Source organism: Photobacterium alginatilyticum, from assembly GCF_009910675.1.
GTDB lineage: Bacteria > Pseudomonadota > Gammaproteobacteria > Enterobacterales > Vibrionaceae > Photobacterium > Photobacterium alginatilyticum.
Genome location: NZ_RSEJ01000032.1, coordinates 23,749 through 44,914 on the forward strand (window position 1 = coordinate 23,749; position 21,166 = coordinate 44,914).

12 protein-coding genes, 1 pseudogene and 1 riboswitch are annotated in these 21,166 nt (G+C 44.4%); of the genes and pseudogenes, 9 read left to right on the top strand and 4 right to left on the bottom strand.

What is annotated here, in order from left to right:
* The first annotated feature begins 37 nt into the window (after positions 1-37).
* Complete coding sequence (locus EIZ48_RS23830; protein WP_160657313.1) at positions 38-3,382, top strand: hypothetical protein; 3,345 nt, start codon at positions 38-40, stop codon at positions 3,380-3,382.
* 429 nt (positions 3,383-3,811) lie between these two features.
* Here EIZ48_RS23830 and EIZ48_RS23835 read toward each other — a convergent pair whose 3' ends face one another.
* The 4 genes from EIZ48_RS23835 to EIZ48_RS23850 all read right to left on the bottom strand — a co-directional run bounded on the left by EIZ48_RS23835 (position 3,812) and on the right by EIZ48_RS23850 (position 10,077).
* A complete protein-coding gene (locus EIZ48_RS23835; RefSeq protein ID WP_160657316.1) occupies positions 3,812-4,762 on the bottom strand; it encodes a hypothetical protein in 951 nt (316 codons plus the stop codon).
* Positions 4,763-4,986: 224 nt separating this feature from the next.
* Positions 4,987-5,622 carry an HNH endonuclease gene (locus EIZ48_RS23840; protein WP_160657318.1) on the bottom strand — a complete coding sequence of 212 codons (636 nt, stop codon included), beginning with the start codon at positions 5,620-5,622 and terminating at the stop codon, positions 4,987-4,989.
* Between the two features lie 3 nt (positions 5,623-5,625).
* The gene (locus EIZ48_RS23845) at positions 5,626-7,077 is read right to left on the bottom strand and encodes an ATP-binding protein (protein WP_160657321.1); all 1,452 of its coding nucleotides are present in this window, start codon (positions 7,075-7,077) and stop codon (positions 5,626-5,628) included.
* Between the two features lie 414 nt (positions 7,078-7,491).
* On the bottom strand, positions 7,492-10,077 hold the full coding sequence (locus EIZ48_RS23850; protein ID WP_160657324.1) for an AAA family ATPase: 2,586 nt from the start codon (positions 10,075-10,077) through the stop codon (positions 7,492-7,494).
* Positions 10,078-10,600: 523 nt separating this feature from the next.
* A riboswitch (guanidine-I (ykkC/yxkD leader) is annotated at positions 10,601-10,698 on the top strand.
* A gap of 70 nt (positions 10,699-10,768) precedes the next feature.
* Here EIZ48_RS23850 and EIZ48_RS23855 point away from each other — a divergent pair.
* The 8 genes and pseudogenes from EIZ48_RS23855 to EIZ48_RS23890 all read left to right on the top strand — a co-directional run.
* The gene (locus tag EIZ48_RS23855) at positions 10,769-11,842 is read left to right on the top strand and encodes a putative urea ABC transporter substrate-binding protein (RefSeq protein ID WP_192928716.1); all 1,074 of its coding nucleotides are present in this window, start codon (positions 10,769-10,771) and stop codon (positions 11,840-11,842) included.
* Between the two features lie 33 nt (positions 11,843-11,875).
* Positions 11,876-12,706 carry an ABC transporter permease gene (locus EIZ48_RS23860; protein WP_160657328.1) on the top strand — a complete coding sequence of 277 codons (831 nt, stop codon included), beginning with the start codon at positions 11,876-11,878 and terminating at the stop codon, positions 12,704-12,706.
* A complete protein-coding gene (locus tag EIZ48_RS23865) occupies positions 12,699-13,505 on the top strand; it encodes an ABC transporter ATP-binding protein (protein ID WP_160657330.1) in 807 nt (268 codons plus the stop codon). The genes EIZ48_RS23860 and EIZ48_RS23865 overlap by 8 nt, the downstream gene beginning before the upstream one ends.
* Positions 13,506-13,515: 10 nt before the next feature.
* A complete protein-coding gene (locus EIZ48_RS23870) occupies positions 13,516-14,283 on the top strand; it encodes an urea amidolyase associated protein UAAP1 (protein WP_160657332.1) in 768 nt (255 codons plus the stop codon).
* 11 nt (positions 14,284-14,294) lie between these two features.
* Positions 14,295-14,933, top strand: a complete 639-nt coding sequence (locus tag EIZ48_RS23875) for an urea amidolyase associated protein UAAP2 (protein ID WP_160657334.1) — start codon at positions 14,295-14,297, stop codon at positions 14,931-14,933.
* A gap of 107 nt (positions 14,934-15,040) precedes the next feature.
* Positions 15,041-18,631: an urea carboxylase gene (uca, locus tag EIZ48_RS23880; RefSeq protein WP_160657336.1), complete on the top strand. Its 3,591-nt coding sequence runs from the start codon at positions 15,041-15,043 to the stop codon at positions 18,629-18,631.
* An 18-nt stretch (positions 18,632-18,649) separates the two neighbouring features.
* On the top strand, positions 18,650-20,449 hold the full coding sequence (gene atzF, locus EIZ48_RS23885) for an allophanate hydrolase (RefSeq protein WP_160657338.1): 1,800 nt from the start codon (positions 18,650-18,652) through the stop codon (positions 20,447-20,449).
* A 424-nt stretch (positions 20,450-20,873) separates the two neighbouring features.
* Positions 20,874-21,035: pseudogene (locus tag EIZ48_RS23890) on the top strand (IS5/IS1182 family transposase); the annotation flags it as partial.
* Positions 21,036-21,166: the final 131 nt, after the last annotated feature.

The window sequence follows — 21,166 nt, forward strand, 5'->3', positions numbered from 1 at the left end:
TTCGAAGTCAAAAAAGTGTACGCTCCAAGAGGTATCAATGAGCACTTGCAATATCACCAGCAATGGATCAGGTGACGCGTTCAAAGGAAACAAATACGTCAATAATGGCGTGTTTATAGACACGTTAATGGTGCAAGTTACCGACACCGTAAGTCTGGAACCAATTCGCCCTAGCCTTATTAAAGCACTCGATTTTTTGCAGGAAAACAAAGTAGGTTCAGCATTAGAGCGTCTGGAGATGGTCAGTGAGATTACCACGCTAGACGAAGAGGCTAGATTGGCCGTTTCGTGTCTTAGAATAATATTGACCGATGAGGTCACGACCGAAGACATTCAAAAAGTCGAGGGGTACAGCCAATCTTCGCAATTAGCCCCTCTAACACAAGGCTTGGCAGAAGCGGCGTTACTAAAGCTCATCGAGCAAAGAAAAGGCGTTGATTCGGCCCACCAGCGCTTTGAAGACATATCCGGAACACTGAATGACATAACGATACCCCAGTATGTTTACCTTCGCAGACTTGCGACAAAGGAATACGTGGAGGCAATCTGTGAGAGTATTGAAGCCTTATCCGACTTTGAACTTGTCGCACTCTTTGAAAAATCCATCGACCTTTCCATGTTTGAACAGGCTAAAAACGTTCTGGATAGATTGCAATTTATCAAACCATTACACGAGTTCAAACGAGAGAGCCTTATTCTCCAGTGCCTATCAAATCATAATGAAATTGATAAGGATTTTTACTGCCTTACATACGAAGAGAAAACCCGATTTGACAAATTGTGTACTGATCTCGTTTCATTGATTGACGAAAGCGAGCTTCCTGATTTCAGGCTACTGCATATCCTTTTTCAATTGTTCCGTTACACACACATGACGAATGTGTCCGTGGAGAGCTGTTTAAAGAGAAATAAAGAGCACCTAGAGGCGAAGAACTTCTTTGATGACGATATGCTTGAGTCTCTAATTTTGGGTACGATGAGCAAGGATTTTGAAGAACTGCGCCAATGCGAACCAGAAGAGCTGATGCAAGCGCTCGTTAATCAAAAGGAAGAAGACCATTGCAACTTTCATGCTTGCCAACTTCTCTATGAAAGCGGAGATAGTGAACTCATCCTAGGAACCCTTAATCTTCTTGCCGAGAAGGACAATGTTGCGGCTAAAGCTAACATGATCGCGCTAGCGGCTAGGAGCGCTTCTATTCTTGAAGAAATAGAGTTCCCCTTTAACGACATCGAAAGTGCGATACGCAGTTTTAAAGATATCACCTTAAATGCTTCATTCGTAAACATCGTTGCCCCTGAATTAGCAATGCATGGCTATCCTGAATTTGCTGTGCTGTTATCAGATATTGTCTTTGGCGACCACGTTCCTTGGCTCTCAGAGCCTTTTTATTCGTACCTATCTTATCTTCATGCCTCAAGGCAGTTCCAAACGCTTGAGGAGAAGCTAGACGCGCTTGCGCTGGAAGATAAAGAACGAGAGGAAGTGGTGACTCTCTATTCGATACTTGCTGGTAACCAAAAAGACTACCAGTTAGCAGCTAGCCTACTTCGTAACAATATAGACAAGTACCAAGAAAAGGAATCCTTGGAGCCTTATGAAAAAAGAAACCTTGTGTACTTGTGGGGGCAGTACCTTCAGTCGGTATATACAGAAGACAAAGAGAAGGCAAGAGAGCTTTCATATGAAATCCCGTTGAGTATCTTTGATGATTACTTCGAAGATTACTCCTGGCGATTACTATTTTATTTCTGCCATAGGATTGAGGATGTTGCAGAAACTATCATTGATTGGTTCTGCAATGATCCTCACAACAATGCTAAATACTACTTCAACTTAGTGTTCCACGCACATCAACACTTTCCAGAGCAAAACTGGCCAATGGAAGTTGGGAAGTACCTGCACGCTTTTAATTACACTGGCGAGCATCAATCACACATTAAGCTGGTGGTACGAAAACTCTTTGTATCTAACTGTCCCCAATATCTCATCGAGAGCAATGGCATAGTTGCTAGAAGGCTTATCGATGCTAAAAAGGGTGATGCATTATTATTGCCGGTAAAATTGTTTACCCTAGCCGACAAGCTGTCACCCATTCATGCTGTTTACCATATTGCTTCAGAGATAATGGACGACGACGAAAAAGAAGTTTTTCACATCATTAAGCTACCTGAAAAAGCGACAGCTGAAGAGGTATTGGCTGAAATTAATAAGATAGCCGCACCAATAAAGGAATCGAGAGAGAAACTGAAGCCGTTAATGGAACAGCCACTACCAGTGGACATGAAGTATCGCTTTATTAACGGTCAGGATAATTTTCAAAAAGCGATATTAGCTGTGCTGTGCCCAGATATAAAAATCGTCATCAACAACAGTAATGAACCCCCCGTTAACACACAATGCACCGATTTCGTCATTGATGAAATGACCGCCATTTTCCTAGCATGCCTTGGGCCGAATGTATTCGACAACTGCACGTGGCATATGACTGATGATGTGTACACGTTACTGAATCAATGCTGTGAAACATTTAAAGGCAAATGGCCCGTGTACAATGACGATCATTACACTGTTTTCTTTGAGGAATATGATGATCTAATATCATTGCCGAGTAACTTCATTGCTAACTTGTCATTGATATTAGAAAGGACACAACAACACTCTGATTCAAAACTCAACGTACCATTGGAGTTAAAGCTAAAACTACGAGATTTATGTACTCATAGCTTCCTAATGAGCCACGCACTGGCCGTTAGCCTCAATATCGGGCATTTCTGTATCGATCACTTTACCAGGATAGTGTTGCGTGACTTCGAGTTTTCTTCCGTTCCGCTTCATCCTGACGACTTTCAAGAGAAGATCATCAGAAGCACCAGCATTGAGGTAATCCACAACCTGATCTGCTTAAACATCCAAAATAACATTAGCTCTATGGCTTACGCGTGTATGGAGGACATCATTAACGATGGTGACGATACGCAGCTAGATGCGCTGGCAAGATTAATAACATTGCAGTCAACCTCACTATGGGAACAAGACAATATTAAAGCACTTGTACAATCGTGCTTATGTAAACTCGTGCAACAGACACTGTTATCTGAAATAGCTAGTGGGGTAGAAAATGTATTGCTAGCTCTGTTGCAGTCGCTCACCTCTAGTGCAAAATTGCGTGACAAAGACATAATTCCATTAGTGGAGTGCTTACCTATACCTCTTCTCTATGATGAATTTTTTGAGCGAACCCAGCCTGAAGTTATCAGCCTTGTAACTGGCGCCCTGCGTAAAGTGACAGAGCTGTATTGCGAGAGTTTAACCAAAGCCGTCAGGAAGAATAATCACTCTGCGTCTGGATTTTGGGAGGTGTTTGCGAGGCTATGTTGACTTAAGTATCTAGATTCACAAGAAAACTACGCGCACTTTTTCTGAAGAACCTCAAGATTAACGGGAGCATGAAGCACAAGGCATTGGCGCATCAGTGATGTCGAATACATGATTATCTTTTCAAAAAAGACTACCGTTAGGAAGCAAACCAAGCTTATTCTGTTCAAAATGGTATTCTACTGCCGAAGCGTTATCTACGCTCGTTGGTATCACATTCGGTTGTCAACGTGATGGTTATCATTTCAGACAATTAAAAGGCAACCATAACCGCGCTGGCCCGAAGTGCGTCCTTGTTTCTGTATTTACTCGCTCTCTGTATTAGAGCAAGTTGGTCAGAATTTAATGTCAGCACCTAAAAACCGTGATATAGCCTATCTTGCTTTTTGTAATAGTTGTAGTCTTGGTTTGAAGCCGACCAGTTGGAGCTGTTTAAATAAAAATGCATTTAAAACGACTTCGGAGTTCATCACTGGCCTTATCGCTAAATGAGTACTTTGACTTACCGCCATTTACGCGAGGTGCTTCAATTGAAAGAAGGCTATTATCTCTCAATTGTGAGAAAAGTCGCATGGTTTTAGAACTGCCGTCGCTAAGCGTTATTTTACAGTCACTCGAAGTGCGCGTGGTACATCGTGAATCAATGGAAAGATCTTTGAAGTTGAATGTGACAACTCCTTTCCAATTCGTTACCTCTTCCGGTGACTTCGAATAGTGGTCAAGATCTATAAATTTAAAGTAGCTCTCATATGGGCTGGCTCGAACTAACAATAAAAGACTGCCTGATGTAAGGTTTGTGAAATAGCCAGCCTCGTCACGGTCAAACTGTGCAGAGCAACCAGCACGATCTGTGTTAAATCTAACCTCGACATTTCGTTCGGCTATCTCTTTAGCGATATCAACTATATCATCAACAGAAGTAGCCTCATCAAGGCTTTTAGCCAAATCAGGGTAAACAGCCTCTAACTCAGAACTTTCATTTACAACTTTGGCGACACGGAGCCTATCGTTCATGTTTAGAGAGTCTTTATTGTTGTTAAGCACTGTCAGTAGATCGAATATTACTTCTCTATCCTTATTAGCCTTTGCAAATGCTTTCTGAGCCTCCTCTTGAAACTTCACACTCTCTTTCTGAAAATAGTCACTTTGCTTTTGGTACCGCTCGCTATTATTCGTAGCACGTTGCTTGTCAAGGTCGCCTTGATAGGTCAGATACAGTCCAAGTGCTCCCCCAATTAGAACTAATAACATGGCCACATAGCCTGGTTTAGTGATTTCCTTTCTACCAGTGCTCTGATTGGGAGATGTGAACTCGAAAATCCAAGCTCCAGCAAAGGTTGTCCCGAACGTGATAACCCAAACTATGTACTTAAGCCATTCCATAATAAAGTCCTATAAGTAAGAGTACCAATTTGAAATTATATGGGTGTTTATTCTATTTAGTTGCGGTGTACGATATATCCATACTACTACTTGAAGATGGTGTTCGATAGGCCAAAATGGCGTCGCTTTATCAAATATTCTGGAGCTATCAGGTGGCATCGTGGAGACTCGTAACCTGTCGCCATTTTCCATTACACCGATTTAAGGCTCCCAACGCTTCCCTCTCAAAGAGCCTCTTCTCGTTTCAGCTTGATTCGTTTAACAAGCTCATCCTCGAGTACTCGCCGTGCTGCCCCATCACTACTAATCATCGCTTTGGCAAGCTCATCTATCTCAATATCTGGTTGCTCTCTATCTACCACGCCATAGAATCGCAGTAACCTACACGTAATAATAGTGAACTCACCTTTCTTGCTCAGAGGCCTATAAAAATCGCCAGGAGTAATCGCGTTTATGTGCTTCTCATATTGGTCAAAATGCGGATGGACAAGTTTGTAGTCTTTACTCGCACTTGGGAATGTCTTCCTATTTTTGTTTACGAGCACCTCTTCATTCCCTTTAGCACCATTACAATCTTTGCAAGATACGCAGAGGTTTAGAGGCTCAAACATAAACTGAGGCTTCTTATCTTTAGGTATAATGTGCTCTATGTCCCATGCCATACCATGTTTGACTGGATACTTAACTTTGCAATAAGGGCAGGTATATTCCTGTACTTCCTTATAATGAGATTTAATTGAGCTCTTTATTGCTTCAAACTTTTTATCAGACCAATCATTACTTTGTATATTTTGTCGTTGAGTGTAATCGTCAACTAAATTTTTCTCTTCTTCGGAGTACTTAACTACTTCACCTATCATCGTTTACTCCTCAATAACCTTTTGAATAGTTGAAGCTAAGGAATAAACAGGATCATTTTCATCTAGAGTAGAAATCAGTTCGATAACCTTCTTTGACCTTGTCATTATCGAAGCTTCAGCATCAGCTGATTTCGATAGATGCGAGAGGATATCTAGGCACTCGTTGACCAAGTACTGATTTTTGAAACCAGGAGCTTTAAATAAAGTTGCCAGCTGATAGTCGGAAGAGAACTCTGTAGTGTTGAATTTGTTAACCAGCTCATTTCTATCAAGGTCTAACACGCTACAGTTCTGTGAGTTCAACTTAGAAATTATCAATGGTGAATGTGTCGCAATAATAAAATGACACCCTCGATATGAATTGAACGCTTTTTGAATCATTGGTATAAACTCTTCTTGCCATTTAGGATGAAGACTAATCTCAGGTTCATCCATACAAATAAGTGAGTTATTCTCAATAACACTTGCTATACCAAGCATCATCAATGCTAAACATTGCTCTCCAGAACTTGCATGAGAGAACGTTATGAACTTCCGGTTGTCCTCTTTTAAAGACAGCTTAAAGCCCATCATCCTTATTACCCCAGAACTCAACAGCATTCGTACTGATGCAATGTATTCATCGTTAAGGATATGTTCTTCAGATAGCCGAATCGAAACTGAAAATTGTCCTTTTACATTATTATGCTTTGCTCTTAGAGTAGAGGTTGCAAGAAGCAGTTTATCAGTTTGTTCATTAAATGATAAGTTGGGTTCAATACAATGATTGTTAATCAGCCAGTCTAAAACTGCAGACTTATCTCCACTAAAAAGTGTGCTAGGAGGCATATTTGATTTAAAAGTGAGTCGAATCCGTTTTCCATAGCCCAGATAACTCAATGTATCTTTAATTACATCAATATTGCTTCTTATTCTATCGGGCGACTTAAGAATGCTATCAATTACATTATTAATCAATGATTTTACTGAAAGTGAAGACGCGCTACTCTTTAGGCCTATATATGTGTAGATGCTCTCTAAAACTTCCTCATCATTTTCATATTTTAATCGACGCTTATTTGCTGGGAAACGATCAAAAGGACTTGTAGACAAGCATATTAACTTAGTTGGAAACACCTCATATCTGTTTTCAGGATGGGCTCTAGATATGAAAGCCATTGCTAACTCTTTGGATAATTCTTTTGCAACGACTTTGTAACCACCAGATTTGTAAGTGATTGTATTCTCATTATAACCATCACTTATTTTATTGAACCCTCTTGACCAACGTTCTGGGTGGTAGCGTAAAAAATCATCATTCTTTACAAAGTTACTTGATATAAACTCTAAAATGCTGCTTTTACCGCTACCATTTTTTCCTGTCATCACTGTAATGTAATTTTCATCACCATTGAGTGGGTAGGAAAGCTCATGTTCTTGGCCATCTATTGAAACCTTCAGTACTCTAAAAGACATATTCGCTAAGACTCTATTGACTTAAGTGCTATATGTTACAGCAATTAGATAAACTGTTGAACAATTGGGAAAAAGCTTTATGTGAGATTGCGCTAAACCACATTCTTGTAGTCGAACTATTAAAGAAATAAAGAGCCTTGGTCTTGCATTTTATCTACAAAACATATGCAATACTTATTCTCATCCAAGCCGCAATAGCTAGATAAGATCACCTAACACACTTATGTCCAATTCTGTGCTGCCTGGGTAGATCGTCGTAACGCAGATCTGCCCCTTTATCAGTTACAACAGAAGCTCATGCGTGTTCTGTTTATTTCATTTTGACCTATCAGAAGTTATCCGAGGGCTCTGATTGTGACTTTGTCACCTCATAGACACAAAAATGCGCCTCGATAATGAGGCGCTAGTCAGTTTTTATGAACGGCGTTTCTTCAACTGTTTGAAGTACTCTTTTAGAGCATCTAGGTCGCCTTGAACCTCGGCATAATTTGGAACGCCATCGCTAAGTTCAGGAGCTTGGTCATGTCCATACATGAACGTACTGCATTTAGACATACCAGCATCAATGGTGTCATAATCTTCCGCTGTAATACCGCCTTTATGAACAACATCTCGAAGACTTTGTGTTTTTACACCTCGCCCAAATCTCTCGACGACTTTTTTAAGCAGCCACTCTTCTACGAGTCTTTCCCAAGTCTCACGCATTCTGTTATACGTGAATCTGGCCATATGTTCATAGGCTTCCACTTCATCATTATCCTCGTGACTTTTCAGCTCTGGCATAATCAGATTCAGCTCTTTCACGCGGTCAGCTGTGCTTTTAACATCCCATGGAGGCTCTGCCATTGGATAACCAGATAATTTGCCACGTTTAGCAATTGAGATAGCGTTGTATTTCGATTTGGCTCTGTTTGTTGCTTCTTCCAGCATTATCAAGAAAGGCATATCGTGGGTGAATAGAATAACCTGACGGTGTAAGGCTTCTTCGGCAATACGTTCTGCAAACTTACGACGCCATTTATGGTCAAGAGAGTTAATAGGGTCATCAAAGATGATGGCCGACTTTCTCTCATCAACGGTAAGCTCTGCCAGGAAGCCGGCTAAGGCAACACATTTTTGCTCACCTTCACTAGCTACGTCGACAATGCCGTTCGTCTTGTCTGTGAGGCTGAATCTAAGCATTTGTTTGCCGCGAGAACCACGAGTTTCCGTGCTTACATTGAAGTTTCTGAACCCGAGCTTCTGCAATTCAGCATGAAATGCTTCTTCAATGTTACCAATAGCTCCAATTTTCGCAATCGCACTTGTTTGAGTTGTGATAGTGCCTGATTGACAAGTCTGTGTTAGCGCACCGAACAGAGCGACCATTTTTAGACGTTCAATCTCTTTCAACACATTCTGCTTGGATGCAGTAAATATTTTTCTTTCTTCAAGCTCTTCAATCTTATTGGTAAGTTCGGCGACTTGTTTCTCTAGGTCTGCGTTTGTTTTTACGCTTTCTTCTTTTAGTTTCAAGGAAACAATTTGACCACCAATCCATTCAAGCGCATTAAACTCAACTTTGATTTGGGAAAAGTCAGGTTCTTCTTTGATGAGGTTATTGCGAATAATTTCAAATGATGAGTTTAGTTCCTTAATGCCATCAGCGATTTCTTTTTTGAAGTCACCAATCTTGCCCAAAATGAACTCATATGGCTTCAAGTCAAATGACAATCGTTTTAGGTCAGCAATATAAGTGTCAAATATGCGTTTTGCCTTGTTGGCTTCAATTTGAGTTTTGTCTTGTAAGTAGTCATTGAAAGACTTCAGCTTCTCAGCAGATTCTTCGGATATTGGCTGCAAACAAGTAGGGCATGGCTCCCCCTCTGCTGGTGGAAATGCAAGGGCAAAGTTGTGTGCTTGCACAAACTTCTGAACATGAGCCCACATAACTCTCCATTCAGGTGAGCAAATGCCTGAAATGTCACTCCCTTCAATTGCTTGCTTACGAGCTATCTCAGCAGCCCCTTGCTTCGTTTTAAAGTCGTCATATGCGCTTTTAATGGCATCAAAACGCTCTTGACCTAATTTCCCTTTTAGCTTGTTTATATGACCAAATAACGGCTGAAGTTCTTTGTAGTTGTCTCTATAGCTTTTTCTAAGTTGCTCTGGTGTACTTGTCTTTAATTTGATGAGTTCCTCTTTAAGAACAGGTATTGATTTTTCCTCTTCTTTAGACAGGCAAATAGCATCAATAGCTTGTTGCTCGGTCTTATCGGATAGGCTAGATACTAAAGCCAAAGCGCAACCACCAGGTTTGAATTTAGGTAGTGGGTTTGCTTCTAAGTATGGTCTTTTCTCACGTTCACTTTCACTTCTTACAAACTCACAGGTTCGCATTAGTTGAGATAGCAATTTCATTCCTGCAGGTTTGTAATCAATCGAGTCTTCATCGGAAATGTAATGAGCCGCAGAAGTGTTATCGAAAATACGAATAGCCTTCAGATCTTCATGAGGAGCATCGGTCGACTCCCAAGCAATATTTTGTCGACTATCAACAATCGTAATCGCAATCTCAGCACTTGCTGTGCCAGTTTGGTCACTATAAATATTTGGTAGAATCCTTGGTGTGCTACCACGAGTAAGACATGCATTTTTCAAAATTTTCGCATAGCTCGATTTACCTGAGCCATTGTCACCATAGACGGCAGTTAAACCCTCATCCTGAAACTGAAGTGAGGCATTAGATACAAGAGCAGATACATTATTAACATGACTAATACTAGTCAGTTTTACCGCATACTTTTCTTCACCAAATCCTGTTAGAACAAGGGGGGCAATATAAGACTCGAAAGATTCATCTCTTTCTTCAAGACCACATTCCATTTTGGCAACATTCAGGAGTAATCGTAAATCATCTCCACCCAGTTCGCCTTTCTCTGCGGCTAGTCTGAGCGCGTGACGCCACCAGAGATTTCTCTTCAAATTGTTGGCCCAACCAACAACGCTTTCAATCGACATAATATACTCCATAGACATAGTGCTTTATGGGTATATATGCTCATCTGTTTATAGTCAACGTGTTGCGTTTGAGGTTGAGACAATGGGACAATAAGAGAACAAGAACTTCTCCATGGAGGTCTTCGTCATGTTATGAACTCAATTATCGGTAGACAATATAGTTTGATAGTTAATGTTCCTCTCCTAAAAGCTTTTGTCCAGTTGTGTGCAAGGTCTTCAAGCTGGCACATGTTTGCCCCATTCGAAGTTAAGCCCAACTCGCACCTTACTTCTAAAAGCTGTCATTGACTTAGTTTTCCTTATACCTCAAGTACACCTAATTACTTGGAGGACTTTTGTTGCACCCAACTAGCGCTTTTGCACCAAGATGGCCATACATATAGGGCAAGAAGTAAATCCATATTTATTTTAATTATTGATTTTAAGGTGTTTTTATAGGTGGCATGAAGATTGCTGTGAGTGTTGTGAACCTACAAGAACGCAAAGTTAGTTGGCATCATTGTCTGGCTAACTCACAATTTGGGAAATAGACATCTAGGGTTCCGGCTGTGTAAGCAGTGTCTGGGTCGAGAGTTGTCAACCTCGCGAGAGGTCACACGGAGGGATAGAAGCCCGGGAGATTAAACCAAACCAATTGGTTGCGTCTCTTGTGTTGATATTTAGTTTTAGTGACCTCATGGAGGAGATTCCAATGAAAGCTCAAATCAAAAAAAGCCTACTCGCATCTGTTGTTGGTACTACCCTACTCGCATCCGTTTTTTCCCCAATCGCACTAGCTCAAGAGAAAGAGAAGTTCACTCTTGCTTGGTCTATCTATGTCGGATGGATGCCATGGGACTATGCAGACCACTCTGGAATCTTGGATAAATGGGCAGACAAGTACGGCATTGAAATAGACGTTGTTCAGGTTAATGACTACATTGAGTCCATCAACCAGTTCACTACAGGTCAGTTCGATGCCACTGTAATGACCAACATGGATGCATTGACCATTCCTGCAGCGAGCGGTGTTGACTCTACCGCTCTCGTGGTCGGTGATTTCTCAAATGGTAACGACGGCATTGTCCTTAAAGGGGACAAGAAGCTAGAAGACCTGAAAGGGCAGTCGATTAACCTTGTCGAGCTGAGTGTGTCTCATTACTTGATGGCGCGCGCACTTGAAAGTGTGGGCATGAGTGAACGTGACGTGAGAGTGGTGAACACGTCGGATGCTGACCTTGTTGCAGCGTTCAGCACTAACCAAGTCACTTCGGTTGTCACTTGGAACCCGCTACTGAGCGAAATCACCTCTCAGCCAGACACATCTTTTGTTTTCAACTCTTCTGATATCCCTGGTGAAATCATTGACCTATTGGTTGTAAATACCGAAACGTTAGAAAGTAATCCCGCTCTAGGTAAGGCATTGACAGGGGCTTGGTATGAAATCATGTCTATCATGCAATCATCAGAGCAGGGTGATGAAGCCAAATCCTACATGGCGCAAGCATCAGGTACTGACCTTGATGGCTATAAGTCTCAGTTAGAAGCGACCAACATGTTCTACTCAGCGGATGAAGCAGTGAGCTTCACGCAAAGCCCTAAACTAGCGGCAACCATGCAGAAAGTGAGTGAGTTCTCATTCGAGCATGGTCTGCTAGGTGAAGGTGCGCCTGATGCGGGCTTCATTGGCGTAGAGACACCGACTGGCGTTTATGGTGACCCAAGCAACATCAAGCTCCGATTCACTTCTGAATACATGCAGATGGCAGCGGATAACAAGCTGTAATCTCACTCTTCAGTCGTTGTAAATGGAGTCGTTATGACCAAAGTAATTAACCGCCATCCGTCTAAGTTGGGACGAGTGATGCTCGGTGTGATGCCATTTCTGATCCTGCTTGCCGTCTATGTGACGGCATCAGATACCAGACTGGCCGCTAACTCCGCTGATAAGTTGCTTCCCGCATTCAGCAGTTTTGCCGACGCTATCGACAGAATGGCGTTTACCCCAAGCCGAAGAACCGGTGAATACCTGATGTGGACAGATACCTTCGCCAGCCTAGCAAGATTGGGCTGGGGGATTGGTATCAGTGCCTTGATTGGTTTATCCCTTGGTATTGCCACTGGGATCATTCCATTGGTGCGCTCTTCGTTGTCACCGGTAATCACCGCCGTGTCTTTGATTCCACCGATGGCTATCTTGCCGATTTTGTTTATTTCATTTGGCGTTGGCGAGCTATCCAAGGTGGTGTTGATTGTGATTGGTGTGTGTCCAATCATCATTCGAGACATTCAACTTAGGGTACAGAGCTTACCGGATGAGCAGCTAATCAAGGCTCAGACGTTGGGAGCTAACAGTTGGCAGATCATCATGCGAGTAATCCTTCCACAGATTATGCCAAAACTCATTGAAGCAGTTCGCCTTACGTTGGGTAGCGCATGGCTGTTCCTGATTGCCGCTGAAGCGATTGTGGCAACCGAAGGTTTGGGCTACCGCATTTTCTTGGTACGTCGTTACCTATCCATGGACGTGATTCTACCTTACGTATTGTGGATCACCATCTTGGCCTACAGCATGGATTGGCTACTGCGTTTAGCCTCGAAAAAGCTAAGCCCTTGGTATCATCAGTCTCAGGGAGAGAACAATGGTTAACTCGCTTGCTACTAACGACACAAAGCAGCCAATCATCCAAGTGAAACAGGTGTGGAAAGAGTATGGCGACAACATCGTACTTGAGCGTTTGAACCTGACCGCCAATGAAGGTGATTTCGTCAGCATCGTAGGTGCGTCGGGCTGTGGTAAAACCACCTTTCTCAATATGCTGTTAGGTACGGAAACACCATCAAGAGGCGAGCTGCTATTGGATGGTGAACCATTGACGCAAGAGCCGGGTGTGGAGCGAGGCATCGTGTTCCAGAAATACTCAGTGTTTCCCCATCTGACGGCACTTGAGAACGTGATGCTCGGCTATGAGTTTGAGGAAAAAAGCGTTTCTAGCACCTTATTGGGTCGACTGTTTGGCGCCAAGAAGCAACAAGCCAAAGAGCAGGCACTTAAAATGCTGGAACAGGTCGGCTTGCTGGCCGCTAAAGATAAATACCCACATGAGTTATCCGGTGGTATGAGGCAGCGCCTCTCTATTGCCCAGGCGTTAATTAAGAAGCCAAGAATTTTGCTTCTTGATGAGCCGTTTGGTGCACTTGATCCGGGCATTCGCAAAGACATGCACGTGTTAGTGAAATCCCTTTGGAAAGAGCAGAACCTGACGGTATTCATGATCACGCACGATCTCAGCGAAGGCTTCCATTTAGGCAACCGACTATGGGTGTTTGACCACACTCGCCAGGATGAGCAAGCTTCAGAGCGTTTTGGTGCGCAGGTGACGTTTGATATTCCAACCGAACAGTTGGAACACACCCAACCAGAACAACTTCTCCAAAAAATTGCATAAGGAATGAAACATGTCAGCAAAACAGGAAGTGATATTTTCAGACACTCTGCCTGGGGCCGCGCACTGGTCTATGGTGGTGCCCAAAGGTCGAACCGTTCGGTTCAAAGACCTAGAAGGCGGCGCAAACCTAAGTGTGCTGTTTTACAACCCAGCGAACCCATTAGAGCGTTACAACGCGCCAGATACACTCAAATGCCAGCACACCTTTAAGCTGACTGAGGGTAACTGTTTGTATTCAGATATGGGACGTATCTTCTGCTCAATTGTTCGCGATGATACCGGCTGGATAGATACAGTATGTGGCGTTGCCAATAAGAAAAAGGTCGCTGAAAAGTGGGGCGAGCGTGACTACCAAACCGAGCGTAACCAATGGAAACAGAACGGCTATGATGCGCTGCTGGTCGAGGTAGCTAAGTATGGTTTAGGTAAGCGTGATTTGGCGGCGAACTTAAATCTATTTAGCAAGGTCTCTACCGATGAAGCTGGCAACCTGAGTTATGACCCACAGCACAGCAAAGCAGACGACTGCATTGAGCTGCGCTTTGAAATGGATACGTTAGTTGTGATGACGACCTGCCCGCATCCCCTTAACCCCGCAGAGGCTTACCCATACCAGCCTGTTGAGGTCACGGTGTTTGAATCAGAGCCAATGCTTGAAAGTGATATCTGTCTGAATCACCGCAAAGAGAACGCGCGAGGTTTTGAGAACAATCGCCGTTATACATCGTCGACCCAGCAAGGCTTCGATACTTCCTCTCACCACCATCATCATTGCTAAAGGAGTACAGCATGATCGTAGAAAGCCCATTACAGCCAAGTGAAGCACTGTATCGTGATGTCGTCTCAGCCGGAGATTACTATATGAAGGTGGTAAAAAAAGGGCAGACGTTTCGCATTCTCGATATCGAGGGTAACCAAGCGGCAGACACACTGTTTTACAACGCTGACGACCCATCAGAGCGTTACAGCGCCATCGACACCATTCGCGAGCAGGGTAACGTCTACCTAACCGCAGGCACCAAGATCTTATCTGACCAAGGCAATGTGATGTTAGAAATCGTCGCAGACACATGTGGTCGACACGATACGCTAGGCGGCGCATGTGCAACCGAAAGTAATACTGTGCGCTATTCATTAGATAAAAAATGCATGCACGCATGTCGTGATAGCTGGCTATTGGCTGTTGCGGAGAATGAAGAGTTTGGTATGTCGAAGCGCGATATTACCCACAACATCAACTTCTTCATGAATGTGCCAATCACGCAAGAAGGCGGTTTAAGTTTTGCCGATGGCATCAGTGGTGTAGGTAAATACGTAGAGCTCAAAGCTCATATGGACACCATCGTTCTTATGTCGAACTGCCCACAACTGAATAACCCATGTAATGCCTATAACCCAACCCCGGTTGAAGTCATTGTCTGGGAATAATTATTTGGCAATAACATCAGCACAATAGCTGAGAAAAATGAGCAAGGGACGACCCTAGTGAATGCTCTTACTTTTTCCGGGACGACCCGGATTTTAGGGACGAAAATATGTTTAGTAAGGTATTAATTGCTAACCGTGGAGCCATTGCCTGCCGAGTTATCCGCACACTAAAACAACTCAATATTGGCAGCGTTGCTATTTACAGTGAAGCTGACTCTCAGAGCTTACACGTTGTCGGTGCTGATGAGGCGTACTCTTTAGGCCAAGGTGGGGCAACCGAGACCTATCTTGATCAAGACAAAATTATCACAATAGCCAAAGAGTCGGGCGCACAAGCAATTCACCCTGGCTACGGCTTCTTGAGTGAAAACCCAGAGTTTGTTGAGCGATGCGAACAAGAAGGATTGGTCTTTTTAGGACCAACAGCAGAACAAATGCGATCGTTTGGCCTTAAACACTCTGCGCGCAACATTGCCACTCAAGCAAACGTGCCGCTTCTTCCTGGTACAGACCTACTTAATGACAAACAACAAGCACTGCAGGAAGCAGAGAAAATCGGCTACCCAGTGATGCTCAAAAGTACCGCTGGTGGCGGTGGCATCGGTATGCAGTGCTGCTTTACAAGCCAAGAACTCGATGAGGCTTATGACAGCGTTAAGCGACTAAGTGAGAACAACTTCAGTAACAGCGGCGTGTTCATCGAGAAGTTTATTCAACAAGCGCGTCATATCGAAGTGCAGATCTTCGGTGATGGGCAAGGTCATGTGGTTGCCTTGGGTGAGCGTGATTGCTCTGCGCAGCGCCGAAACCAGAAAGTTATCGAAGAGACACCTGCGCCTAACCTCAGTGATGAAACCCGAACCAAGCTGCTGGATACAGCTGTAAGATTAGCCAGTGAGGTTAATTATCGAAATGCCGGTACTGTTGAGTTCGTATTAGATCAACAAACACAAGCGTTCTATTTCTTAGAGGTGAACACCCGCCTACAGGTAGAGCATGGCGTCACTGAAGAAGTGTTTGGTGTCGATCTCGTCGAGTGGATGATTCGCCAAGGGGCAGAGCAGCTAGAGCTAGAGGCACTGGGTGCCAATCTCAAATCACAAGGCCATGCGATTCAGGTTCGCCTTTACGCCGAAGACGCCAATAAGAATTTCCAGCCGTGTGCTGGCCTATTAAGCCATGTTGAGTGGGCAGAACAAGAGAATTTACGCATTGAACACTGGATTGAAGCGGGTGTGGAAGTATCGCCATTCTTTGACCCGATGTTGGCCAAAGTGATCGTGCATGCGGATGACAGAGACACAGCACTAGCAGAGCTCAAGCATAGCCTCGATAACAGTACAATTTACGGCATAGAACATAACAAAGCGTATTTGAGCCAGCTATTGGTCAGCGAATTGGTGAAGAAAGGCGAGGTGCTAACGCAATCCCTCAATACTTTCGAGTTCAAACCCAACACCTTAGACGTTATCAGTGGTGGGACACAAACCACCATACAAGATTACCCGGCGCGAACTGGCTATTGGGACATTGGCGTGCCACCTTCAGGCCCGATGGATGCACTGAGCTTCCGTTTAGCCAACACACTGCTTGCGAATAAAGGGTCATGTGCAGGGTTGGAGATCATTGTTTCTGGCCCAACGCTTAAATTTAACCAACAAACTCGAATCGCTCTGACAGGTGCAAGCATTCAAGCGACATTGGATGGTGAATCGGTTGCAATGAACAAAGCTGTCGAGATTCAAGCAGGGCAAACCCTCAAGCTGGGCAAAGTGTTCGATGGCGCTCGAACCTACTTAGCCATTCAGGGTGGCATTGATTGCCCAGAGTACCTGGGTAGTCGCTCAACCTTCACTCTTGGTCAATTTGGTGGCCACGCTGGCCGTGCATTGCTAGCGGGCGATGTACTTCATATCAACCAAGTAGAACTATGTATTGCCCCAGAAATCAGCACCATCACTCAGCCGGAGTTTAATGGCGAATGGCAGATCCGAGTGATCTATGGCCCGCATGGTGCACCAGATTTCTTCACTCAAGAAGACATTGATGCCTTCTTTGATGCCGAGTGGAAGGTGCACTTTAACTCAAGTCGCACGGGCGTTCGTTTAATCGGACCTAAACCTAACTGGGCACGCGCGGATGGTGGCGAAGCAGGGCTGCATCCATCCAATATTCACGATAACGCGTATGCGGTTGGTACCATCGATTTCACGGGTGACATGCCAGTTATCTTAGGCCCAGATGGCCCAAGCTTGGGCGGTTTCGTGTGCCCTGCCACTATCATCAAAGCTGACCTTTGGAAGATGGGACAGCTCAAAGCAGGGGATAAAATTCGTTTTACTCCGGTCACAGTAGAAGATGCGGAGATTGCAGAGCGCACACAGCTTGCTCAAATTGAGACGGGTACAATCAATGAAATGGCGCTGCCGAGTGCAGAGCTCGATTCACCCATCATCAAGACTATTCCAGCAAGCGAGTATGGTGAACAAGTTGTTTATCGACCAAGTGGTGAAGATTACCTACTGGTGGAGTATGGCCCTCAGGTACTCGATATTCGCCTTCGTTTCCGAGTTCATGCGCTGATGCTTAGCCTTCAAGAGCGAAGTTTGGTGGGTGTCGAGGAACTCACCCCGGGTATTCGTTCCCTACAAATTCATTACGATAACCTCTTATTGCCAAGAGAGCAGTTGCTTGAAGAGCTAGAAGCGATTGAAGCAACACTCGATAACATTGATGAGCTGACCGTTCCAGCACGCGTAGTGCACCTACCGCTGTCTTGGGATGACGAAGCGACTCGACTAGCGATCCGCAAATACGATGAAGTAGTGCGTAAAGACGCGCCGTGGTGCCCAGATAACATTGAGTTCATCCGCCGCATCAATGGACTTGATTCCGTAGAAGACGTTAAGCGCATTGTGTTTGATGCTAGCTATCTGGTTATGGGGCTAGGGGATGTGTATCTTGGCGCGCCAGTGGCAACACCAATGGATCCACGCCACCGTTTGGTGACCACCAAATACAACCCAGCACGTACTTGGACGCCTGAAAATGCCGTTGGTATTGGTGGTGCATACATGTGTGTTTATGGCATGGAAGGCCCTGGTGGGTATCAGTTTGTAGGCCGAACTCTGCAGATGTGGAATCGCTACCGTCAAACTGAAGCCTTCAGCAAGCCTTGGCTGCTGCGTTTCTTTGACCAGATTAAGTTTTATGAAGTTAGTGCGGAAGAGCTACTCGATATTCGTGAGAAACACCCGCAAGGGCATTACCCAGTCAAGATTGAGGAAACCGAATTTTCACTAGCAGATTATCAATCACTTCTGGATGAACATGCCGATGAGATTAAGCATGCGAAAGCTCGCCAACAAAAGGCATTCGAAGAGGAGCGTCAACGTTGGGAAGAGACGGGACAAGCGAATTTTGTTGCAACTGAAATAGAGCAGTCGAGCGTACAAACCGAGCTCGAAGAAGGTCAGGAAGCGATTGAAAGCCATGTGGCGGGCAATATTTGGCAAGTGCTGGTAGAGCCTGGTCAAACCGTGAAAGAGAATGATGTAGTGATGATTCTTGAGGCGATGAAAATGGAGCTTGAAGTAATCGCGAGTGTCTCAGGCGTCATTGACTCTATATGCCATGAGGCCGGTGCTCAAGTGCACGCTGGTGAGCCACTACTGGTTGTCAATACGTGTTCAGCGTAGCAGTTTGAGGATAGAACAATGACAAATTTAAATTCAACGCTTCAAACAGCGACAGAACCACTAACCATCAGTGGCCTACGCGAGGCCTACCGCAATGGTGAACTTAATGTAGAGCAGTTTCTGCGTGGCAAGCTTGAACAAGTTAGAGCTGATCAATCCAACGCTTGGTTGTCAGTGATTTCCGACCAACAACTTGACGCGTATATAACCGAGCTTGCAGAACAGGACATTGATCAGTTACCCCTGTTTGGCGTCCCTTTTGCCATCAAAGACAATATTGATCTGCAAGGTTTAGATACGACTGCTGGTTGCGAAGCCTATCGCTATCAACCAACTGAATCAGCCTATGTGGTTAAGCAGTTGATTAAAGCTGGCGCCGTGCCTTTGGGTAAAACGAGCCTTGATCAGTTTGCAACTGGGCTAGTGGGCACACGCAGTCCTTGGGGAGCGGTAAACAACAGCTTTGATCCGCAGTCTATCTCCGGTGGGTCCAGCTCTGGTAGTGCAGTTGCAGTAGCGACTAATCAAGTCTGTTTTGCACTAGGAACTGATACTGCAGGCTCTGGTCGTGTACCCGCAGCGTTTAATAATCTATTTGGTCTCAAACCAAGTAAGGGGCTGTTAAGCTGCAGTGGTATCGTACCCGCATGCCGCACATTAGATTGCGTGACATTCTTTACCAAAAGCGCAGAAGACCTGAGCACACTCTATCAAGTGGGTGCGAGCTACGATGAGAGCGATTGTTACGCTCGCTATGCTATCGAACAAGGGCTTGCAGCAACCACTCAGTTTTCTGGATTGAGAGTTGGTGTGCCATCTGACGAGCAACTTAAGTTCTTTGGAAATGAAGAGTACCGTAAGCTTTATGCTCAGTCGGTTGCCCGCCTAGAATCTCTGGGTGCAGAGGTCATTCCCTTTGATTTGTCGCCGTTCATAGAGGCGGCGAATCTCCTTTACCAAGGCCCTTGGGTTGCTGAAAGATACGCTGCGATTGAATCCTTCTTCAATAGTAACCAGCAAGAGTGCTTGGATGTGATTCAAACCATCGTTGGCGGAGCTAAGGAGCTTTCTGCTGCCGATACGTTTAAAGCCATGTACCAACTGCAAGCATTTAAAGTTCAGTGCGATCAGTTGATGGACGATGTTGATGTTGTGCTGACGCCAACCGCAGGCACGATCTACACGATTGATGAGGTGAGCAACGACCCGATTGCCCTAAACAGCAACCTTGGCTACTACACCAATTTCATGAACCTGCTCGACTACAGCGCGATAGCAATGCCCGCTGGCTTCACCGAAGCTGGATTGCCGTTTGGTGTCACCTTATTTGCCCAAGCCTTCCAAGATGAAGCCTTGATTGCGTTAGGTAAAGAGTGGCAGCAAGCGATGAACTTGCCACTGGGGGCAACACAAGTTGAACTCGAGAGTAGCGAGAGTGTTGATTTGCTGGTTTGTGGCGCTCACATGAAAGATTTAGCGCTCAACCATCAACTCATTGCGTTAGGTGCGAACTTTAAACAGAAAACGACTACTTCAGAAAACTATTCTCTTTATTGCCTCGCGGGCGGGCCACCCTTAAGACCTGGGCTAGTACGCAGTCCAAATCAAGGCCAAAAAATCGAAGTTGAGATTTGGCGCGTGCCTAAAAATCAGCTAGGTGCCTTATTAGTGCAAATTCCACATCCGTTGGGGTTGGGTAGCGTTGAAATTGACTCGGGTGAATGGGTCAAGGGGTTCATCTGTGAAAGCATTGGGGTTGAAGGAGCAACCGACATTACCGAGACAGGCGGTTGGCGAACTTTTCTTGAACAGCTTTAACGAGATCACAGATAATCTAATGCTTGCGATCAGCCCATTTCACGCCAAGTGTGAGATGGATGATCGTAACGCAGTTTGATCCGCACCATCAATACTGGACACTAAGCGAAGTGACTTTCCTATACCTCTAGTTATTCATGATTTTCTAAATTAGAAAAAACGATAACTCATAAATGTCCAATTCTGTGCTGCCTGGGTAGATCGTCGTAACGCAGATCTGCCCCTTTATGGGCTACGCCTCGGCGTTCGAACAAAGATGTTCAAGCAATTTTGATATACAAAAAGTAATAAGTGGCAAAAGGCAATGACCTGACCCCGTTATTAATACGTTATCGTTACGACATTCTCCGCTACCTACTGGAAGACTTTGGCAAAGATACCCTAATAAACCTACGGCCAAGCGAGTTCGCTCATTGGACGTGATTTGGACTGGTGCTCATATAAGTACCGTCACTTGGTTGAAAATGCTTTCATTAGAATCAAGCATTATCGAGCTATTTCAAGTAGATATGACAAGATAGAAAGAAACTATGCCAGCATGTTATCGCTGGCATTCATGTTAATGTGGCTGTCGGTGTATTACTGAGTATAAAATGTACAGCAAAGATCAACACGCCCTAATAGCAGAATGCTAAGAACAACCAGGTATTCGGTTACTCTCTACTATTCAGATGCTTAAGAAATTAACTCGATGGTAAAACTAACTTTCACTGTCAA